Here is a 20,432-nt window from a genome sequence, read left to right as displayed (position 1 = left end):
CCTCCGCATGCCGCGCCCCGTCCACCGGCCCGCCCCTCACTCCCTAGAACTCCTCGTCCACCTCCGGCAACGCCCCCGTCCGAGCCGCCTTCCCGTACCAGCGCGCACTCGACTTGGGCGTCCGCTCGAGCGTCGAGTAGTCGACGTACACCGCCCCGAACCGCTTCTCGTACCCGTACGCCCACTCGAAGTTGTCCAGCAGGGACCACAGGTAGTAGCCCCGGACATCGGCGCCGTCGGCGATCGCGCGGCGGACCTCGCGGAGGTGGCCGTGCAGATAGGCGATGCGCTCCGGGTCGTGGACGCGGCCCTCGGGGTCCGGCTTGTCGTCGTAGGCCGCGCCGTTCTCCGTGATGTAGAGCGGCAGGCCGGGCGCCTCCCGCGTGTAGCGCATGATCAGCTCGTGCAGGCCGGTCGGGTCGACTGTCCAGCCCATCTCCGTGCGGTCGCCCGGCGTCTGGTGGAAGGCGACGTCGTCCGCGGACGGCCACGGCGAGTGCTCGCTTGCCCCGTGGCCATCGGCCCTCGGGCCGCCGGCATCGGGCTCCGCCGCCGAGACCAGTGACGGGCTGTAGTAGTTCAATCCCAGCGCGTCCAACGGCTGGTTGATCGCGGCCAGGTCGCCGTCCAGGACGTACGACCAGTCCGTCAGCTGCTCCGTCGCCGCGTACAGCGTCTCCGGATAGGCGCCGTGCAGGATCGGGCCGTGGAAGACCCCGTTGGCCAGGTCGTCGATCTTGCGGGCCGCCGCCAGGTCCGCCGGGTCCTGCGACAGCGGCCGTACCACTGCGGAGTTGAGGCTGAGCGCCACCGAGTTGCGAGCCGGCATCACCGAGCGCAGCGCCGAAGCGCCCAGGCCGTGCGCGAGGTTGAGATGGTGGGCGGCCCGCAGCGTGGCCGCGGGCTCGGTGCGGCCCGGCGCGTGCACGCCCGAGCCGTAGCCCAGGAACGCGCTGCACCACGGCTCGTTGAGCGTGATCCACTGCTCCACACGGTCGCCGAGCGCCTCGCCGACGATCTGCGCGTACTCGGCGAACCGGTACGCCGTGTCGCGCTCCGGCCAGCCGCCCGCGTCCTCCAGTTCCTGGGGCAGGTCCCAGTGGTAGAGCGTGACGGCGGGCTTGATGCCGTGCGCCAGCAGTTCGTCCACCAGACGGCGGTAGAAGTCCAGGCCCACCTGCACCGCCGGGCCCCGGCCCGTCGGCTGCACGCGCGACCAGGAGATCGAGAAGCGGTACGCGCTCAGGCCGAGCTCGGCCATCAGCGCGACGTCCTCGCGGTAGCGGTGGTAGTGGTCGACAGCGATGTCACCGTGCTCGCCGCCGGCGGTCTTGCCCGGGGTGTGGCTGAAGGTGTCCCAGATGGACGGCGTACGGCCGCCCTCCCGCACCGCTCCCTCGATCTGGTACGCGGAGGTCGCCGCGCCCCAGAGGAAGGCGGGGGGAAAGGACACAGGGGACATGGGCTCAGGCATGGAAGCGCTCCCATTGGAGGTCGTGGAGACCGACGGGTAGGAGGGGGGAAGGCGGATCGGAGGGGAGGGGAAGAGCGGGGGCCGAGGCGGCGGTGGCGCGGCCCCCGAGGTCGTACGAAGGAAGGGACGGGACCGGGCGTCAGCCCTTGATCGCGCCCTGCATGATGCCGCCCACGATCTGCTTGCCGAACAGCAGGAAGGCGATCAGCAGCGGCAGCGTGCCGAGCAGGGCGCCCGCCATGATGACCGCTTCGTCGGGGACATAGCCGGTGCCGAGCGAGTTGAGGGCGACCTGCACGGTCGGGTTCTCCTGGTTCAGGGCGATGATCGGCCACAGGAAGTCGTTCCAGGCGAACACGAAGGTCAGCAGGCCGAGTACGGCCATCGCGGGCCGCGCGGCCGGGAACACCACGTGCCAGACGACCCGCAGACTGCTCGCGCCGTCCACCCGCGCCGCCTCGATCAGCTCGGTCGGCAGCGCCTGCACCAGGTACTGCCGCATGAAGAACGTACCGAAGGCGGTCACCAGCGTCGGCAGGATGACCGTCTGCAGCTGGTTGGACCAGCCGAGGTCGCTCATCCACAGGTACAGCGGTACGACGGCGAGCTGCGGCGGGACCATCATGGTGCCGATCGTCAGCAGCAGCAGGACGCCTGAGAACCTGAACCGCAGTTTGGCGAAGGCGAAGCCGGCGAGGGTGGAGAACAGCACCGTGCTGACGGTGATCGTGCCGGCGACGATCGTGGTGTTGAACATCGCCGTGCCGAGTCCGGCCTCCTCCCAGGCCCGCTCCATGTTCTTGAACAGGTTCCCGCCGAACCACAGCGGCGGCGGCGTCTCGGCGAGGCGCTGGCCGGTGCGCGAGGCCGCGATGGCCGTCCACACCAGCGGGGCCAGCGACACCAGCGCGAACAGGCTCAGTACGACATAGGTGAGCGGGCCGGCGTGCAGCTGCTTGCCGGCGCCCATCACCCGCGGGCGTTCCCGCCGGGGCTTCTTCTCCGTCTGCGGAAGTGTCAGTTCGCTCGCGGTCATTGGGACTTCCTCAGCCGTCGGGTGATCAGCAGGTTGATCGCGGCGACGATCAGCAGGATCAGGAACATCGACCAGGCGATCGCGGACGCCTTGCCGAGGTTGCCGATGATCCAGCCCTGGTCGTACATGTACAGGCCGAGCGTCTGGTACTGGTGGTCCGAGCCGCCCTTCGAACCGCTGACCCCGCCGAACAGCAGGGGCTCACCGAAGAGCTGGGTCGCGCCGATCGTGGAGACGACCACCGTGAACAGGATCGTCGGCCGCAGCTGCGGGATCGTCACATGGATGAACTGCTGCCAGCGGTTCGCGCCGTCGATCGCCGCCGACTCGTAGAGGTCGGCCGGGATGGCCTGCATCGCCGCCAGGTAGATCAGCGCGTTGTAGCCCGTCCAGCGCCAGATCACGATCGACGAGACCGCGAACTGCGAACCCCAGTCGGACTCACGCCAGTTGACCGGGTCGATCCCGACGAAGTCCAGCAGCCAGTTGATCATGCCGCCGTCGTAGGAGTACAGCAGCACGAACACCAGCGTCGCCGCCGCCACCGAGGTGGCGTACGGGGTGAGCATCACGACCCGCCAGATCGTCGAGCCGCGCAGCTTGTAGTTCAGCAGGTGCGCCAGGCCGATCGCCATCAGCAGCTGCGGGACCGTGGAGATCACACCGATGGTGAAGGTGTTCCACAGCGCGTTCCAGAAGAAGTCCGAGGACAGCAGGTTCTCGTAGTTCTTCAGCCCCGCCCAGGACTGCCCGTCGAGGTCGGACAACTGCACGTTGTGCAGCGAGTACCAGGCCGTGTACAGCAGCGGGACGAGCGAGAACGCCCCGAAGACGATGAAGAAGGGGGCGATGAACGCGTACGGCGACGCCTTCATGTCCCAGCGGTACAGCCGGCTGCGCCAGGAACTGCTCCCCGGAGGCGGCGTACCGCGACCGTGAGCGCGGCCGGCCGCGCCCGGCTGGTCACCGGGCGCGGCGTCGGCGCTCGACGCGGAATGCGCGAGGGCCTGCTTGGGACTGCTCACTGGCCGAGCACGTCCTTGATCTCCTCGGAGGCGGCGTCCCAGCCCTCGTCAGGGGTCTTGCCCTTCTGCTCGACCTGGAGGATGCCGATGTCCGTCAGCGCGGTGTTGATCGCCTGGTCCTTGATGCCGAAGTACTGGGACGGGATGGTCTCGGCGGAGGCCGAGAAGATCTCCGTGATCGGCGCGTCGGAGAAGTACTCCGTGGTGGCGGCCGCCGGCTTCAGGGCCGAGTACGCCGACGGGGTCGACGGGAAGCTGGCCTGCTTGGCGAAGACCTTCGCCTGCTGCTCGGGCGCGGTCAGCCACTTCGCCAGGGCGACGGCCTCCTTCTGGTGCTTGCCCGACGTCGGCACGCCCAGGAACGAACCGCCCCAGTTGGCCGCCGTCGGCGCCGCCGCCACGTCCCACTTGCCCTTGCCGGCGTCACCGGACTTCTCCAGGATGTAGCCGATCATCCAGGCCGGGCAGGCCACCGTGGCGAAGGTGCCGTTGGCGTAGCCCTGGTCCCACGGCTTGTCGAACTGCTTCAGCTTCGCCGACATGTCGCTGGTCGCCACGTCCATGGCGACGTCCCAGGCCTTCTTGACGCTCGCGGACTTGTCCCAGATGACGGTGCCGTCCGTCTTGTAGTAGCGCTCGGGCTCGCCGCCCAGGGCCGCGTTGTAGACGGAGGAGGCGGAGTCCACGAACTTGGTGCCCTTCGGGGCCTTCTCCATGTACTGCTTGCCGAGGTCGACGTACTTGCTCCAGTCGCCCTTCCACTGCTCGGCGAGCTTGGTGCGGTCCGTCTCCAGTCCGGCCTTCTCGAACAGGTCCTTGCGGTAGCAGATCGCCATCGGGCCGATGTCGGTGCCGAGCCCGATCAGCTTGCCGTCCTGGGTGGTGGCCTGGGCGTTCTTCCAGTCCAGCCACTGGGATTTGTCGGCCTCCTTGCCGAGGTCGACGAACTTGTCGGCCTGCGTCTGCACGGCCTCGGTGATGTTCATGACCTCGATCGCCTGGATGTCGTCGGCACCGGAGCCGGCCTGGAGGCGGGTGAGGACCTTGGGCCAGTAGACGTCGGTCCGGGTGGTGACGTTCTCCTTGATGGTGATGTCGGGGTGCAGCTTCATGTACTCGTCGTAGAGGCCGGCCTGCTTGTAGCCGAAGGTGCCGAAGGTGCCGATGGTGAGGGTGGTCTTGCCACCGCCGCCGTTGCCACCGCCCTCGTTCGAGGGGTCGTCCGAGTCCTCGGCGCAGCCGGCGAGCAGCCCTGTCGCCAGCGCGGCCGCGGCCGCGAGGGCCACCAGCCTGCGGGACCCGCGGGTACTCGTGCGCATTGCGTCCTCCTGTTGCCTGACGTGCCGACCCCCCGGCCAACGGCATTGTTGGGCCCGTTGAAATGTCATCTTGCATCGCTGCGGCTCGGGCGGGGAACGTGCGGGATGTGTATGTGTCAGGTACTGTGGGAGCGCTCCCACAAGTGATGTGTTGAAGGTTCGCCGGTCGCGGCGGGGGTGTCAAGGGCGTCGACGCGGAGAGATGCGTTCAGTTATCGGGCCGTTAACTGGCCCCGTTCGGGCACGTGCGAGGGCCCGGAGAGGTCGGACGGCAAGGGTTCACCGGGATGGACGTGGCGGTCACTCCCCCCTCCGGGACTGTTAAATTCCAGGCCGGCGCAAGGACAACGGCGGGAAGGCGGAGCCCATGGCAAGCCACGGAGCGCGGGGCCGGAGTGGCGGTCGGCCCACCCTCGAAGAGGTGGCGGCCCGTGCGGGCGTCGGCCGCGGCACCGTCTCCCGGGTGATCAACGGTTCGCCCCGGGTCAGCGACGCGACCCGCGCGGCGGTGGAAGCGGCGGTGGCCGAGCTCGGCTACGTCCCCAACACGGCCGCCCGCGCCCTGGCGGCGAACCGCACGGACGCGATCGCGCTGGTCGTCCCCGAGCCGGAGACACGCTTCTTCGCGGAGCCGTACTTCTCGGACATGCTCAGGGGCGTGGGCGCCGAGCTCGCGGAAACGGAGATGCAGCTCCTGCTGATCTTCGCGGGCAGCGACCGGGAGCGGCGCAGGCTCGCCCAGTACCTCGCGGCACACCGGGTGGACGGCGTGCTGCTCGTCTCGGTCCACGCCGACGACCCCCTGCCGGACCTGCTGTCCCAGCTGGAGATCCCGGCGGTGATCAGCGGCCCGAGGTCGGCCGCGGAGACCCTGACCTCGGTGGACTCCGACAACTACGGCGGCGCGCGCTCGGCCGTGGAGCACCTGCTGTCCCGCGGCCGCACCCGCATCGCCCACATCACGGGCCGCCTCGACGTCTACGGCGCCCAGCGCCGCGTCGACGGCTACCGCGACGCCCTGCTTGACGCCGGGCACGAGGTGGACGAGCGGCTGATCGAGCCGGGCGACTTCACGGAGGAGGGCGGCGCGAGAGCGATGGAGGCGCTGCTGGAGCGCTGCCCCGACCTGGACGCGGTCTTCGCGGCGTCCGACGTGACGGCGGCGGGCGCCCGCCAGGCGCTGCGCGAGGCGGGCCGCCGTATCCCCGACGACGTCGCCCTCGTCGGCTACGACGACTCGGCCATCGCCCGCCACATGGAACCGCCCCTCACCAGCGTCCGCCAGCCCATCGAGGAGATGGGCCGCCGGATGCTGGACCTCCTCCTCGCCGAGATCGCGGATCGCCGGCCGGCGGTGTCGCGGGGGCTGCAGAGGTCGCAGGTGGTTCTGCCTACGGAACTGGTGTCGCGGGCATCGTCCTAGGCCGTGTCCGCAAAGTCCCGCCTGCCCCGCGACGCCTGGCACGCACTCTCGCCGCACCGGGCGCACGCACCAGACGCCGCGGGGCCCGCCCTTCGGGCGGACGACGGGACTTTGCGGACACGACCTAGGGGCCGATCGCTGGATGTCGGTGACACACACTTTCTGTGTACGTCGCGGACATTGAGGTGGGCGGGATGAGCGTGACCCAGATCGATCTGGACGACGAGGCGCTGGCCGAGGTCATGCGTCTCATGGGGCCACCAGGAAGAAGGACACGGTGAACGCTGCCCTGCAGGACTACGTCGCACGTGTCAAGCGGCTCGAGGCGGCCGAGGCTCTGGCAGCGCGTGGCGCACGGGGGAGTTCGACGCGGCGGCAGCGGCTCATGAAGCAGCCAAGCGGGCACGCCGGGGCCGCTCTCGAGTGATCACGTACTTGTTGGACGCCTCGGCCCTCTGGCATCTCTTCCGCGCGCCTGGGGGCGTTGAGCGCCTGAGAAGGGCACATCTGTGCGGGCGCCTTCCACCTTGCATTCGGGTAGGGTGCCCGGTCCTTCAGGGCCTGGGTGAATGCCCGCTCCCGCGGAGCGAGGCAGGGGAAGCCGAATCGCCGTCAGGGCGATTCGGCGTGGCCGCCCATGGCCGTATGGGCGGCCGCAAACAGGGGCTGGTGACGGGGAGTTGAGGGCCCGGTGGTCGGTGGCCGGCCGGGTCGCAGCCGGGAGCGGTCGCTCACACAGGTGATGTTGATCGATGGCCTGCCCGGTCGGGGAACGTGTGGGCTAGGTTCGCGGCATGTCACGCTTCCGGATGTACCCGACGAACCTCAACCCACCTGGGTGGGGATCCCCGTCCCTTTAAGAGGGGGAGGACGTCAAATCTGCGAGCCCACACGCACCGAGTTCCTGTATTCCGCCACCGGCCCTTGCCCACCGCGATGAACTGGTCGCCGAGTTGGACGCCTGTGCCATCTCTCACCGGTTCCCAAGAACGCGTGGCGCTGGGTCGACACGGCTCAGTACAAGCTCACGCAGTAGCATCGCGCCGCCGGGGCCGTTGACCTGCTCGTCTGTGCCACTGCGGTTCACTATGGCCACACTGTGCTCCACGTGGACAACGACTGCCACCGTCGCCGGTGTGCTGAAGGAAGTCGGCCAGCGCGACGTCCGTACCTGAATGGCCCCGTCTGGGGCGCCGCGGGGATCCCAGGCGATGCCACCGAGGAACTCCAGGAGCGCGCCGTGCAGGATCCCGGGCTGCGACGGGTACGCAGCCTGATGGACCGGGCAGAGCCGTGCGGCATGTGGAGGGTGACCATGCGTTCCTTGACCTTCGTCATCGGTACGGGACGCAGCGGCTCGACCGCGCTGTCACGCATTCTCAACGCCCACCCGGACGTACTGAGCCTCAACGAGTACATGGCCTCCGTGGGCGACGCCGCCTTCCCCGAAGGGGCGCTGTCCGGTGCGGAGTTCTGGGAGGCGCTCTTCCGGCCCGCCCCGCACTTCGAGCGGATGATCCGCAGCGGGCTCCCGCTGCCGGAGTTCCTCTACACCCGCCGCCCCGGCAGGTACTCGGCGCAGGCCACCGGAATCCCCGCGCTCTCCCTGATGGTGCTGCCTCACCTCACCGACGACCCGGACGGGCTCCTCGACGAACTCGGCGCGGAGGCGGTCCGGTGGCCCGGGCGCACCGCCGCCGAGCACCACCGGGCGCTGTTCGGTCTCCTGTGCGGGCGGTTCGGACGGACCGCCGTCGTGGAGCGGTCCGGATACTCGACCGGCTGGGCCCCCGGGCTACGGGAGGCCTTCCCGGACGCGAGGTTCGTGCACATGTTCAGGGACGGGCCGGACTGCGCCCTGTCCATGAGCCGTCATCCCGGATACCGCACGATCCTGCTGCTGCGCGAGATCAAGGAGCGGGCCGGCATCGACAGCTTCTCGGAGCTGACCCCGGAGCACGTCCGCGCGCTGCCCGCCGAACTGTCTCCCCTGCTCGACGACCGCTTCGACCCCGCGCTGGTACGGGACCGGGACCTACCGTTGCGCAGGTTCGGCACTCTGTGGTCCGAACTCGTCACCGACGGCACGGAGTTCCTCGGCCGACTCCCCGCCGACCGGCGCACCACCCTCGCCTACGAGGACCTCCTCGCCAAGCCGGCCGACGAACTGACCCGCCTGGCCGAGTTCGTCGGTGTCGACCCCGAGCCGGGGTGGCTGCTCACCGCGTCCGAAACTCTCGACCACACCCGACGCGGCTCCGCCCGGAGTCTGCCGGCCGACGAACTCGCCGAACTGGCGGAGAGTTGCGCCGCGGGCATGCGCGTGCTGCGGGAGCGGCCGTTCCGGTGACCGACGTCATCAGAGCCCCGGCCCCAACCTCCACCGCGTCTCCCCGTCCCGCTGCTCCTCGGTGGCGGTCAGGCCGGCCGCCGTGGCGACCGCCGCCGAGGCCAGGTGGGCGGGGTGGATGTGTGCGACGACCGTATGCACCGACCGCCGCCCCAGCCAGGCGACCAGCCCCCGCGCAGCCTCGGACGCCAACCCCCGCCCCTGCCACGGCGTACCGACCACCCAGGCGATCTCGGCGCTGTGGTCCTCGGCGACCGTGGCCTGGACCGTGCCCACGAGACACGACGCGCCGGGTTCTGATCCGCGCAGCCGCAGCACCCAGTTGCACCAGGTGACGGATGGGTCGGGGCATCCGGCGACGAGCCGCTCGTAGCGGGCGCGCAGGTCGCCGGGGGAGAGGGGAGCGCCGCCGATGAAGGTGTGCAGCGCCGGGTCGGACAGGACGACGGCCATCTCCGTGGCGTGCTCGACGCGCAGCGGGAGGAGGTCGAGGCGGGCGGTGGGGACGGGCTCGGCGAAGACGCGGGGCTGGGACATCGTCCGCAGCCTATGGCCTACCCCCGGTCTGCGGCCTATGGCCTACCCCCGGTCTGAGGCCTACGGCCTACCCCCCGGCCCGCGGCCTACGGCCTACCCCGGGAAACGGACTCAGCCGGTGGCTTCTGTTCCGAAGCCACCGGCTGACCAGTGAGGGTGAGTGACGGGACTCGAACCCGCGACATCCTGGACCACAACCAGGTGCTCTACCAGCTGAGCTACACCCACCATGACCGGCGATCGACTTCCGTGGAGTCCCCGACCGGCCGAGAAAAAGTGTACAGGGTCCGAAGGGGTGCTCGCGCACAGCTTTTGCGGCGGCCCTGCGCGCCCCCCTCGCACACCTACTGAGCAGGCAGAACGTGCTTCGCGGCGATCGCCTTCGCGGTGTCCGAGTCGGGGCCCGGCTGGGGTACGAAGACGGCCTCGCGGTAGTAACGGAGCTCGGCGATGGACTCGCGGATGTCGGCGAGGGCGCGGTGGTTGCCGTTCTTCTCGGGGCTGTTGAAGTAGGCGCGCGGGTACCAGCGCCGGGCCAGCTCCTTGATCGACGAGACGTCGACGATGCGGTAGTGGAGGTAGTCCTCCAGTGTCGGCATGTCGCGCAGCAGGAAGCCGCGGTCGGTGCCGACGGAGTTTCCGCACAGCGGGGCCTTGCCGGGTTCCTTCACGTGTTCGCGGACGTACGCCAGGACCTGCTCCTCGGCGTCCGCCAGCGTCGTGCCGCCGGCGAGCTCCTCGAGCAGTCCGGACGCGGTGTGCATCTGACGCACCACCTCCGGCATCGTCTCCAGCGCCGCGTCCGGCGGGCGGATGACGATGTCCACGCCCTCGCCGAGGACGTTCAGCTCGGAGTCGGTGACGAGGGCGGCAACCTCGATGAGCGCGTCGTCGGACAGCGAGAGGCCGGTCATCTCGCAGTCGATCCACACCATGCGATCGTTCATGCGACCACCCTACGGCTGACGTCCGTGTATGTGGTGCCCCGCGTCCGTGCCGACGCCACTGGGGGCTGCCGCCCCCAGACCCCGCTTCGGTCCCCAAGGGACCTCGTCCTCAAACGCCGGACGGGCTGAGTCGGTCAGCCCGTCCGGCGTCACGAGGTCACGTCACGACCCGCTGCGCTGCCCCGGCAGGCTCGCCCGGCTCGCCGCGTACGCCTCGCGGCCGTTCTCCGACGCCACCGACAGGGGCGCGGAGGTGCCCAGTGGTGCCGGGGTGCGGCGGGTCTGGAGCGGGACCGGGCCGCCCTCGGGGTACGGGGCGGGCGGTGGGCCCGGTGGCGGCGGTGGGCCGACCGTGGGCTCTGGGTCCGCGGGGCGGTCGCTCTGGGGGCGCCGGGCCCGGTACGCCGCCCGGTACGCGGCCGGCGACGACCCGAGCTGACGGCGGAAGTGCCCGCGCAGCGCTACCGGCGAGCGGAAGCCGCAGCGGCCCGCGACCTCGTCCACCGAGTAGTCCGACGTCTCCAGCAGGCGCTGAGCCTGCAGGACCCGCTGAGTGATCAGCCACTGCAGCGGGGCGCTGCCGGTCAGCGAGCGGAAGCGGCGGTCGAAGGTGCGGCGCGACATGTACGCCCTCGCGGCCAGCGTCTCGACGTCGAACTGCTCGTGGAGGTGCTCCAGGGCCCAGGCGACGACCTCGGCGAGCGGGTCGGCGCCGATCTCCTCCGGTAAAGATCGATCGAGGTAGCGCTCCTGGCCGCCGGATCGGCGCGGGGGGACCACCAGACGACGGGCCAGCGCACCGGCCGCCTCGTTGCCGTGGTCCGTCCGCACGATATGCAGACAGAGATCGATTCCGGCCGCCGTGCCCGCCGACGTCAGGACGTCCCCGTCGTCCACGAAGAGTTCCCGCGGATCCACGTGCACCGACGGGTAGCGCTTGGCCAGCGTCGGCGCGTACATCCAGTGCGTCGTCGCGGGACGGCCGTCCAGCAGGCCGGCCGCGGCGAGGACGAAGGCGCCGGTGCACAGCCCGACTATGCGGGCGCCTTCCTCGTGCGCGCGGCGCAGTGCGTCGAGCGCGTCCTCGGGTGGTGGTGACGTGATCGAGCGCCAGGCCGGTACTACGACCGTGCCCGCCCTCGAGATCGCCTCCAGGCCATGTGGTGCGGAGAGTTCCAGGCCCCCTGTGGTCCGCAGCGGGCCGTCCTCGCCGGCGCACACCAGTAGTCGGTAGCGCGGCACGCCGGCGTCCTGGCGGTCGATCCCGAACACCGACAGCGGTATGGAACTCTCGAAGATGGGGCCGCCGCTGAACAGCAGCACCGCGACGATCTCCTTGCGGCGTCGCCCGGACAGCTTCCGGGCCGCAGCTTCCGGCGCGGCAGTGGAGTCGTGGCTCATCCTGCTAAGCCCCCCTCGGTGGTCGCGGCTCCTCGGTTGTGTCGCTCCTGCACGTTTCCCCTCGGTCCTGCACGAGTCCCCCGCCGTAGACAGTCAAGATCGAATCTACTGTGTCGCGTCGCGCCGCAGTGGCCGGTTCGGCACTCGGCACATTGTCGACTTGGCAACTTGGCGTGAAGCATTCGATCACGAAGCGTTGCACTCGCGGGCCGTGCAGGGAAGTGCGCCTTGTCGCAGTGGCCAATCCACGTAGGGTGCGCAGACCCCCTGAGGCCCTTTCCGTGCAGGTGGAACGGGGGTTGGGGGGTGTTCTGGGCGGGGGATGCATGCACGCCAGAAGTTGGCTGAAAACCAACCTGCCCGTGCGCGGAAACCGGTCAGCCGACCGGTGTATTTCCCCCAGTGTGACGTCCGCCTCTATGGGCACCGGTTCCGGTCCTGTGGTGGCGTCCGCGACGCGACGGCGACGGCCCGTTGCGTTCCTCGTCCCGCAGCCGTGCCGCGTCGTCCCGCATGCGCGCCGCGCCGCGTTCCGATTCGCGCAGAAGTACGCGGCAGACCGCCGTGACGGCCGCGAGCCCGAGGGCCGTGCCGGTGGCGCCGGCCAGGGAGGTGCCGTACCAGAGGAGGACCACCGGGACGAGGGCACAGCTGAACACCGCCCACCGGACGAGGGTGGCGCTGTCCTCGGAGGGGATGCGGGGTCCGGACATGGGTGCGTGCTCCCTGTGCTCCATGGGGGCGGATCACGGTGATCAACGCCGGTTCGGGCGGTGGGTCACTGGTCCGGGGCGTCCCGCGCAAGTGAATCCTGTGCAAACCGCCTGTACACCGCAGCAACCATTGCGTTACGGGCTCCCCCTCGTGCATGCTCCCTGGAACCCGCACCGACCGTGAGCGGGGATCTGGGTAAAGGAGGCGTGCCGCCGTACCCTTGGGGTATGGGGTTGGGAAGACCATTCCCGGACACAGCTCCGCCGCACACCGCTGCATCTGTCAGAGAGCTCCGCTCGCGGGCCCACCCATAAAGGATCAATACGCCGAGACAGCCATGGCCGGTCACGAATTCTTCGAACCCGCGGACCGCAAGCGGCCGGTCGCCGACCCCACGGCGTCCGAGCCCCTGGCGGCGGAAGAGTCACGCCATTCCTGCGACCCCGCCTTCAAGCACGGCGTCGTCGTCGGCTTCGACGGCTCCACCTCCAGTGAGCGTGCCCTCGCCTACGCCATCGGCATGGCCCATCGCTCCGGGTCGGGCCTGATCATCGTGCACGTCGCCAACCGGCTGCCCACCACGGTGTGGGCCGGCTGCGAGCCGCCGGTCTTCGTGGACGTGCCGGACCACCGCACCGAGGTGCTCGGCCTCGAACTCGCCTGCGCCGACTACCTCGCCGAGGTGCCCTGGATCCTGGTCGAGCGCGGCGGCGACATCTGCCACGAACTCGAAGAGGTCGGGCGGGAGTACGAGGCGGACGCGATCGTCGTCGGCTCCACGCACGGCATCGTCGGACGCATCTTCGGCTCCGTCGCGGGGCGGCTCGCCAAGCGGGCCAAGCGTCCCGTCGTTGTCATTCCGTAACTCGTCGTTGTCCCAGGTGAGATGAGCCGTTCGGGACGTCGGAATCCCTCCCGCAGTGCGTGAATTTACTCGCGCGTAGAGGTGTTTGTGCCTTTGTGAAGGGCATATACCGGTCACCGCACAACTGCACATGCATGAAGGGAGCCCGCCGTGGACAACGACGTCTCTGCGGGAAGCGGAATCACTACCGTGGTCGGCCGACTCGCCCTCGGAATCACCCTGTTGGCCTTCGGGCTGGGGTACACCGGCGTGATCGACGGTGTGTCGGCCGCTGACGCCGTATCAATCGCCCAGTACGTGGGCGGCATAGCCCTCTTCGTGGCCGGCCTGATGGCCCTGCGGGACCGTGACAGCGCGAACGGGACCGCGTTCGTGGCGCTCGGCGCACTGTGGTTCACCTGGGCCGTCTCCGCGGAGGGCTCCGCCAATGCAGCCGGGTTGTTCCTGCTGCTGTTCGCCCTTGTGGTGCTGTCTCTCACGCTCGCCGGTGGGGACCAGCTGGGGCAGGGTGCTTACGGGCTGTTCTTCGTGTCCCTGTTGCTCATGGCTGTCGCCAACTTCGCTGGCAGTGACGGGCTCACCAAGGTGGGTGGCTGGTTCGCCGTGGCGGCGGGGGCGGTGGCTTGGTACGCGGCTACTGCGGCTCTGGCCCACTGGCCGACTGCCCTTCCTCGACGCGCTGCGGGCCGGGGGGTGACGGCCGCCGGTTAGCTGCGCAGGCCGGGGGTTGGGCGGCCCCCGGCGTTGATAACGGACCCCCCGTGAATGGTGGCATCACGTGGGGGTCCGTTCTCGTTCGTCGGCCTCTGCGGGTGTTCGGGGGTTGCTCGCGCCCGCGCGGCGGAGCCGCAAATCGATACAGCCCCGCGCCCCTAAGAACAGGCGATTACTCGACCGTTACCGACTTTGCGAGGTTCCGCGGCTTGTCGATGTCCCTGCCCAGGGCCAAGGCCGTGTGGTAGGCGAGGAGTTGGAGGGGGATGCCCATGAGGATCGGGTCCAGTTCGTCCTCGTTCTTCGGGACCACGATCGTCTGGTCGGCCTTCTCCTGGTGCTGGTGGGCCACCGCGAGGATCTTGCCGCTGCGGGCCTTGATCTCCTCCATGGCGGCGCGGTTCTTCTCCAGGAGGTCGTCGTCGGGGACGATCGCGACCGTGGGGAGGGCGGGCTCGATCAGGGCCAGGGGGCCGTGCTTGAGCTCGGAGGCGGGGTAGGCCTCGGCGTGGATGTAGGAGACCTCCTTGAGTTTCAGGGAGGCCTCGCGGGCCACCGGGTAGCCCCTCACCCGGCCGATGAAGAGCATCGAGCGGGCGTCGGCGTACTGCTTGGCCAGCTTCTCGATCTCCGCCTCCTGCTCCATGATCTCGGCGATCTGGCCGGGCAGCTTGCGCAGGCCCTCGATGATCCGCTTGCCGTCACGGACGGAGAGGTCACGGGTGCGGCCCAGGTGGAGCGCGAGGAGGGCGAAGGCCACCGTGGTGTTCGTGAAGCACTTCGTGGAGACCACGCAGACCTCGGGGCCCGCGTGGACGTAGATGCCGCCGTCGGCCTCGCGGGCGATCGCGGAGCCGACCACGTTCACCACGCCCAGCACCCGCGCGCCCTTGCGCTTCAGCTCTTGGACGGCCGCCAGGACGTCGTACGTCTCACCGGACTGGGAGACGGCGATGTAGAGGGTGTCGGGGTCGACGACCGCGTTGCGGTAGCGGAACTCCGAGGCCGGCTCGGCGTCCGCGGGGATACGGGCCAGCTCCTCGATCATCTGGGCGCCGATCATGCCCGCGTGGTACGAGGTGCCGCAGCCGAGGATCTTCACACGGCGGATCTGGCGGGCCTCGCGGGCGTCCAGGTTGAGGCCGCCGAGGTGCACGGTGGAGAAGCGGTCGTCGATGCGGCCGCGCAGGACGCGGTCCACGGCGTCGGCCTGCTCGTGGATCTCCTTGTGCATGTAGGTGTCGTGGCCGCCCATGTCGTAGGAGGCGGCCTCCCACTCCACGGTGGTGGGCTCGGCCGTGGTGCGGGTGCCCTCCGTGGTGTAGGTCCGGAAGTCGTCGGCCTTGAGGGTGGCCATCTCGCCGTCGTCGAGGGTCACTATCTGCCGGGTGTGGGCGACCAGGGCCGCGATGTCCGAGGCGACGAACATCTCCTTCTCGCCGATGCCCAGGACGACCGGGGAGCCGTTGCGGGCGACGACGATGCGGTCCGGGAAGTCGGCGTGCAGGACCGCGATGCCGTACGTGCCCTCGATGAGCCGGAGGGTCTCGCGGACCTTGTCCTCCAGCTTCTCCTGCTGCGAGCGGGCGATGAGGTGGACGAGGACCTCGGTGTCGGTCTCGGAGAGGAACTCGACGCCGTCCGCCTCCAGCTTGCGGCGCAGGTCGGAGGCGTTGTCGATGATGCCGTTGTGGACGACGGCGACCTTGCCCTCGGCGTCCAGGTGCGGGTGGGCGTTCACGTCGGAGGGGGCGCCGTGGGTGGCCCAGCGGGTGTGGGCGATGCCGGTCGTGCCCTTGAAGCGGGCCGGGACCTTGGCCTCCAGGTCACGGACCCGGCCCTTGGCCTTGACCGTCTTCAGGCCCGACGCCTTCGGGGAGGTGACGGCGATGCCCGCCGAGTCGTAGCCGCGGTACTCCAGGCGCTGGAGGCCTTCGAGCAGCAGGGGAGCTACGTCACGCTTCCCGATGTATCCGACGATTCCACACATATATAGGTATCCCTCGAGTTCCGTGAGTGGCGGCTCGGCGGTGGTCTCAGCCGTAGACGATCCGGCGCAGTTGCCTGAGCGTGAGCTCCGGCGGGGCCACCGCCCGGTATTTCAGGTCCGCCTCGATCCGTTCGAAGATCGTCGCGTTCACCAGGCCCTGGGCCTGCAGCTCGCGGTGGCGGCGACGGACGTAGTCCTCGGTCGTCTCGTCGAAGTAGGCGAGCACATCCTGGATCACCCGCAGCGCCTCGCCCCGGTTCAGGGGGGTGGTGCGGGTCAGGTGATCAACAAGGTCGTCGTGCACTCGGTAGATCCTGGGTTATCGGCGACTCGTACGCAAGAATCCTGCCCGATTTCGGGCACGAGTGTGTCAAAGGGCTTTGGGGCAGTCATGGGACACCCATGGACAGTTATGGGAGAGCCATGGGTGTTCGTTGATCGGTTGTTTCGCGGGGGGATGTGTGCGGCGAGCAGCTTGTGTGGCCATGGACATTCCTCGCATGGGAGTACCCCAGCAGCTGGCCGAGCGCATGAGCATGGCCGAGCAGCACGAGTACCTGCGCGCCAGGTTCTCGCGGCGCAACATCATCAGAGGCGGCGCGGTCACGCTCGGCGCCGTCGCGGGTGGCGCGTTCGTGCCGGGCGCCACCGCACGGGCCGCCGTACCGACGCAGACGGCTCCCCGCACCGAGACCGTCGACGGTGCCCTCGTCGCCCCCTTCGGCCGCCACCTCGCCTACGGCAACGACCCGCGCACCGAGATGACCATCTCGTGGCAGGTGCCGGTCGCGGTGAGGAGGCCGTTCGTCCGCATCGGCGCCCACCCCTGGGACCTCTCCCGCCGGATCGAGGCCGAGGTGCGCACCCTGTACACCCCGGCCGGCGTCGGCGCCAGCGCCGACCACACGCAGTACTACGTCCACGCCAGGCTGGCCCACCTGCGCCCCGGCCGGACGTACTACTACGGCGTCGGCCACGAGGGCTTCGACCCCGCCGAACCCCACCTCCTGGGCACCCTCGGCACCCTCACCACCGCCCCCGCGCACAAGACGCCGTTCACCTTCACGGCCTTCGGCGACCAGGGCGTCAGCTACCACGCGCTGGCCAACGACAGCCTGATCCTCGGCCAGAACCCGGTCTTCCACCTGCACGCCGGCGACATCGCGTACGGCGACCCGGCCGGCCAGGGCAAGGCCTCCGACACGGGCTTCGACGCGCGCACCTGGGACCAGTTCCTCTACCAGACCGAGTCGGTCGCCAAGTCCGTGCCGTGGATGGTGTCGTACGGCAACCACGACATGGAGGCCTGGTACTCGCCCAACGGCTACGGCGGCGAGGAGGCCCGCTTCACGCTCCCCGACAACGGGCCGGACAGGAAGAACCTGCCGGGCGTGTACTCCTTCGTCTACGGCAACACGGCGGTCATCTCGCTCGACCCGAACGACGTGTCGTACGAGATCCCCGCCAACCTCGGCATCAGCGGCGGCACGCAGACCGCATGGCTAGAGCGGCAGCTGAAGAAGTTCCGCGCGGCCCCCGACATCGACTTCGTCGTCGTGTTCTTCCACCACTGCGCGTACTGCACCTCCACGGCGCACGCCTCGGAAGGCGGTGTGCGACAGGAGTGGGTGCCGCTGTTCGAGAAGTACCAGGTGGATCTGGTCATCAACGGCCACAACCACCAGTACGAGCGCACGGACGTGATCAAGGGGAACGAGGTCACCAAGAAGCTGCCGATCGGCGGCACGGCCTACCCGGAGACCGATGGTGTCGTCTACGTCACGGCGGGCGCGGCCGGCCGCAGCCTCTACGCGTTCAGCGCGCCGGACTCCTACGAGGGGCACGAGAACGAGGTCGACTCCGTGGCGTCCTTCGTCAACCTCAAGGAGGGCAAGCAGAACGAGACGGTCGCCTGGTCGCGGGTGCGCTACCTGAACTACTCGTTCCTGCGCGTGGACGTGAACCCCGCGCCGAGGGGCCGGTACGCGACCCTGAAGGTGCAGGGCATCGCCGAGACGGGGGAGCGGATCGACCACTTCACGGTGGCCCGCCGCGCCAAGTAGCCGTACCGGCACGCGCACTACATCCGCTTGAGCACCGCCTGCTTGGCCATCGTGAACTCCTCGTCCGTCAGCACGCCCGTGCGATGGAGCTCGCCCAGTTCGCGCAGGCGGCGCAGGAGGGCGTCGTGGTCCTGCGGCACGGCGTCCTGCGGCCCCTCCGCGGTGGCCGGGTGCGGCAGGCGGGCCTGGACCGCCGCCGCGACCAGGGCCATCAGCGGGTCCTTCTTGAAGCCCCACAGCTCGACCGAGTTGGGGTCGTACTTGGGTGGGGCCTTGGTGGGCGCGTTCCTGACGGTGAAGCGGAGGTAGCCGTTCTCGAGGCCCGCCGCCGGATGCCACTCCACCGCCGCGATGTCGGTGAGCGTCAGGGTACGGCTGCCGGCGGCGGCCTTGGCGTCCTCCGTCTTCCAGTTCCACTCCAGGCGGATGTGCTCGCCGTCGAAGCTCGCGGTGCCGTCCCCGGCCGACACCGACAGGGGCACGGAAGGGCCCGGCACCAGATACTCGTCCACCGGGTCGGCGGGGACCTGGTCCAGGAACAGGGCGCCCCGGACCTCGTCCACGAAGTACTCGGCGACGCCGTAGCGGTCGGACTCGACGATCAGCTGGTACGGGTCGTTGGGCTCGGTGAGGCGGCCGCCCGTGGCGAGCAGCAGGGGGTCGGCGCCGTCGCGCAGACGGAGCCTGAGCCGTCCGGCCTTCTTGCCCTGCTCGAAGGAGACCCCCGCCAACGCCTCCAGGGGGACGACCAGTTCACCCAGCGTCTTGCGGAACAGACTGACGTTCTTGTCCCGGCCGGGGGTCAGGCGCAGGGCGTCGCCGTCGAAAACCCAGGTGCCGTCCTTCTGGATGATTTCCGCCATGGGGTGGATTGTTCCACCGGTTTCACGGGAGAGTGGTCCAGACCTCTTGGAGCTCAACGGCTCATGGAAGGGACACGCTTGTGAGAGCTCGCCGTGTGAGACAGCACCACAGAACACTGCGCCTTCTCGGTTCCCTGCTGCTGGTCGCGATGGGCGTCTCCGTGACAGGAGCCGCTCCCGTGCAGGCGGCCTCGCCCACCCCGCTCGACCGCGTGGTCCCCGCGCCCGCGTCGGCCGCCCCGAGCGGATCCCCCTACCGGATCACCCACGACACGCACATCCGCGTCGACGACTCCCGTGAGACCCGCCGCCTGGGCGAGTACCTCGCGACCGTCCTGCGCCCCTCCACCGGCTACCGCCTCCCCGTCACCACCCACGGCGCCGGAGGCATCCGCCTCCGCCTCGCCAAGGGCCCCTTCGGAGCCGAGGGCTACCGCCTCGACAGCGGCCGCAAGGGCGTCACCATCACCGCGGCCAAGCCCGCCGGCCTCTTCCACGGCGTGCAGACCCTGCGCCAGCTGCTCCCGGCGGCCGTCGAGAAGGACTCCGTCCAGCCCGGCCCCTGGCTGGTCGCGGGCGGCACCATCGCGGACACCCCGCGCTACGGCTGGCGCGGCGCGATGCTCGACGTCTCCCGGCACTTCTTCACCGTCGACCAGGTCAAGCGCTACATCGACCAGCTCGCCCTCTACAAGATCAACAAGCTGCATCTGCACCTCAGCGACGACCAGGGCTGGCGCATCGCCATCGACTCCTGGCCGCGCCTGGCGACCTACGGCGGCTCCACCCAGGTCGGCGGCGGCCCCGGCGGCCACTACACCAAGGCCGACTACAAGGAGATCGTCCGTTACGCCGCCTCCCGCTACCTGGAGGTCGTCCCCGAGATCGACATGCCCGGCCATACGAATGCCGCCTTGGCCTCGTACGCCGAACTGAACTGCGACGGCATCGCACCCCCGCTCTACACCGGCACCGACGTCGGCTTCAGCTCGCTGTGCGTCGGCAAGGAGATCACGTACGACTTCGTGGACGACGTGATCCGGGAGCTGGCCGCGCTCACGCCGGGCCAATACCTCCACATCGGCGGGGACGAGGCGCACTCCACCAGCCACACGGACTATGTGAAGTTCATGGACCGGGTACAGCCCATCGTCGCCGAGTACGGCAAGACCGTGATCGGCTGGCACCAGCTGACCGGGGCGACGCCGGCGGAGGGGGCGCTCGCCCAGTACTGGGGGCTGGACGGTACGAGTACGGAGGAGAAGGCGCAGGTCGCGAAGGCGGCACAGAACGGGACCGGGCTGATTCTCTCGCCGGCCGACCGGATCTACCTCGACATGAAGTACACGGCGGACACTCCGCTGGGCCTGGACTGGGCGGGGCTGGTGGAGGTGAAGCGGTCGTACGACTGGGACCCGGGCAACTACCTTCCGGGGGCGCCCCCTTCGGCGATCCGCGGTGTGGAGGCGCCGCTCTGGACGGAGACGATCGCCAAGTCGGCCGACGTCGAGTACATGGCCTTCCCGAGGCTGGCGGGTGCGGCGGAGCTGGGCTGGTCGCCGGCTTCCACGCATGACTGGGAGGGCTACAAGGTGCGGCTCGCGGCTCAGGGGCCTCGGTGGGAGGCGCTGGGGATCGGGTACTACCGGTCGCCGCAGGTTCCCTGGCAGACGGCTGAGTAAGAGGAACCGACGGTAAAGGCTGACGGGCA

17 protein-coding genes, 1 tRNA gene and 2 pseudogenes are annotated in these 20,432 nt (G+C 69.7%); 8 read left to right on the top strand and 12 right to left on the bottom strand.

What is annotated here, in order from left to right; genetic code table 11:
- Positions 1 to 43 precede the first annotated feature (43 nt).
- From ACIBAG_RS21430 to ACIBAG_RS21415, 4 genes are all read right to left on the bottom strand, one after another.
- Positions 44 to 1,474, bottom strand: a complete 1,431-nt coding sequence (locus ACIBAG_RS21430; protein ID WP_399107095.1) for a GH1 family beta-glucosidase — start codon at positions 1,472 to 1,474, stop codon at positions 44 to 46.
- A 139-nt stretch (positions 1,475 to 1,613) separates the two neighbouring features.
- The gene (locus tag ACIBAG_RS21425) at positions 1,614 to 2,510 is read right to left on the bottom strand and encodes a carbohydrate ABC transporter permease (protein ID WP_399107094.1); all 897 of its coding nucleotides are present in this window, start codon (positions 2,508 to 2,510) and stop codon (positions 1,614 to 1,616) included.
- Positions 2,507 to 3,535: a carbohydrate ABC transporter permease gene (locus ACIBAG_RS21420; protein WP_399107093.1), complete on the bottom strand. Its 1,029-nt coding sequence runs from the start codon at positions 3,533 to 3,535 to the stop codon at positions 2,507 to 2,509. Before ACIBAG_RS21420 ends, ACIBAG_RS21425 begins: the two co-directional genes overlap by 4 nt.
- A complete protein-coding gene (locus tag ACIBAG_RS21415; protein WP_399107092.1) occupies positions 3,532 to 4,854 on the bottom strand; it encodes an ABC transporter substrate-binding protein in 1,323 nt (440 codons plus the stop codon). Before ACIBAG_RS21415 ends, ACIBAG_RS21420 begins: the two co-directional genes overlap by 4 nt.
- A gap of 367 nt (positions 4,855 to 5,221) precedes the next feature.
- On the opposite strand from ACIBAG_RS21415, the gene ACIBAG_RS21410 reads away from it, so the two are divergent.
- From ACIBAG_RS21410 to ACIBAG_RS21395, 4 genes and pseudogenes are all read left to right on the top strand, one after another.
- Complete coding sequence (locus ACIBAG_RS21410) at positions 5,222 to 6,277, top strand: LacI family DNA-binding transcriptional regulator (RefSeq protein ID WP_399107091.1); 1,056 nt, start codon at positions 5,222 to 5,224, stop codon at positions 6,275 to 6,277.
- Positions 6,278 to 6,471: 194 nt separating this feature from the next.
- Positions 6,472 to 6,688: pseudogene (locus tag ACIBAG_RS21405) on the top strand (type II toxin-antitoxin system VapB family antitoxin); the annotation flags it as partial.
- A gap of 463 nt (positions 6,689 to 7,151) precedes the next feature.
- Positions 7,152 to 7,452 (top strand): annotated as a pseudogene (locus ACIBAG_RS21400) (PIN domain-containing protein); the annotation flags it as partial.
- 140 nt (positions 7,453 to 7,592) lie between these two features.
- On the top strand, positions 7,593 to 8,627 hold the full coding sequence (locus tag ACIBAG_RS21395; protein ID WP_399107090.1) for a sulfotransferase family protein: 1,035 nt from the start codon (positions 7,593 to 7,595) through the stop codon (positions 8,625 to 8,627).
- Between the two features lie 9 nt (positions 8,628 to 8,636).
- Here ACIBAG_RS21395 and ACIBAG_RS21390 read toward each other — a convergent pair whose 3' ends face one another.
- From ACIBAG_RS21390 to ACIBAG_RS21370, 5 genes are all read right to left on the bottom strand, one after another.
- A complete protein-coding gene (locus tag ACIBAG_RS21390) occupies positions 8,637 to 9,164 on the bottom strand; it encodes a GNAT family N-acetyltransferase (RefSeq protein WP_399107089.1) in 528 nt (175 codons plus the stop codon).
- 155 nt (positions 9,165 to 9,319) lie between these two features.
- Positions 9,320 to 9,392 (bottom strand) — tRNA-His (locus ACIBAG_RS21385).
- A 116-nt stretch (positions 9,393 to 9,508) separates the two neighbouring features.
- A complete protein-coding gene (gene orn, locus ACIBAG_RS21380) occupies positions 9,509 to 10,111 on the bottom strand; it encodes an oligoribonuclease (protein ID WP_399107088.1) in 603 nt (200 codons plus the stop codon).
- 162 nt (positions 10,112 to 10,273) lie between these two features.
- Positions 10,274 to 11,512, bottom strand: a complete 1,239-nt coding sequence (locus ACIBAG_RS21375; protein WP_399107087.1) for a helix-turn-helix domain-containing protein — start codon at positions 11,510 to 11,512, stop codon at positions 10,274 to 10,276.
- Positions 11,513 to 11,889: 377 nt separating this feature from the next.
- Positions 11,890 to 12,225, bottom strand: coding sequence for a hypothetical protein (locus ACIBAG_RS21370; protein WP_399107086.1), 336 nt, complete (start codon positions 12,223 to 12,225; stop codon positions 11,890 to 11,892).
- Between the two features lie 338 nt (positions 12,226 to 12,563).
- Here ACIBAG_RS21370 and ACIBAG_RS21365 point away from each other — a divergent pair, with 338 nt between their 5' ends.
- Positions 12,564 to 13,091 carry a universal stress protein gene (locus ACIBAG_RS21365; RefSeq protein WP_031478535.1) on the top strand — a complete coding sequence of 176 codons (528 nt, stop codon included), beginning with the start codon at positions 12,564 to 12,566 and terminating at the stop codon, positions 13,089 to 13,091.
- A 150-nt stretch (positions 13,092 to 13,241) separates the two neighbouring features.
- Positions 13,242 to 13,802, top strand: a complete 561-nt coding sequence (locus ACIBAG_RS21360) for a GPR1/FUN34/YaaH family transporter (RefSeq protein ID WP_399107085.1) — start codon at positions 13,242 to 13,244, stop codon at positions 13,800 to 13,802.
- A 175-nt stretch (positions 13,803 to 13,977) separates the two neighbouring features.
- On the opposite strand, the gene glmS is transcribed toward ACIBAG_RS21360, so the two are convergent.
- Positions 13,978 to 15,795: a glutamine--fructose-6-phosphate transaminase (isomerizing) gene (gene glmS, locus ACIBAG_RS21355; RefSeq protein ID WP_399107084.1), complete on the bottom strand. Its 1,818-nt coding sequence runs from the start codon at positions 15,793 to 15,795 to the stop codon at positions 13,978 to 13,980.
- A 46-nt stretch (positions 15,796 to 15,841) separates the two neighbouring features.
- On the bottom strand, positions 15,842 to 16,099 hold the full coding sequence (locus ACIBAG_RS21350) for a hypothetical protein (protein ID WP_031478539.1): 258 nt from the start codon (positions 16,097 to 16,099) through the stop codon (positions 15,842 to 15,844).
- Between the two features lie 196 nt (positions 16,100 to 16,295).
- On the opposite strand from ACIBAG_RS21350, the gene ACIBAG_RS21345 reads away from it, so the two are divergent.
- Positions 16,296 to 17,858 carry a purple acid phosphatase family protein gene (locus tag ACIBAG_RS21345; RefSeq protein WP_399107083.1) on the top strand — a complete coding sequence of 521 codons (1,563 nt, stop codon included), beginning with the start codon at positions 16,296 to 16,298 and terminating at the stop codon, positions 17,856 to 17,858.
- A gap of 17 nt (positions 17,859 to 17,875) precedes the next feature.
- Here the strand turns inward: ACIBAG_RS21345 and ACIBAG_RS21340 are convergent, their stop codons facing one another.
- Positions 17,876 to 18,721: a DUF4429 domain-containing protein gene (locus ACIBAG_RS21340; protein ID WP_399107082.1), complete on the bottom strand. Its 846-nt coding sequence runs from the start codon at positions 18,719 to 18,721 to the stop codon at positions 17,876 to 17,878.
- Between the two features lie 95 nt (positions 18,722 to 18,816).
- Between ACIBAG_RS21340 and ACIBAG_RS21335 the strand changes: the two genes are divergently transcribed.
- Entirely contained in the window at positions 18,817 to 20,403 is a 1,587-nt protein-coding gene (locus tag ACIBAG_RS21335) for a beta-N-acetylhexosaminidase (protein ID WP_399107081.1), read from the top strand.
- The last annotated feature ends 29 nt before the right edge of the window (positions 20,404 to 20,432 follow it).

Source organism: Streptomyces sp. NPDC051243 (assembly GCF_044455405.1).
Lineage (GTDB): Bacteria > Actinomycetota > Actinomycetes > Streptomycetales > Streptomycetaceae > Streptomyces.
This window is presented reverse-complemented; position numbering and strand designations above follow the sequence as displayed.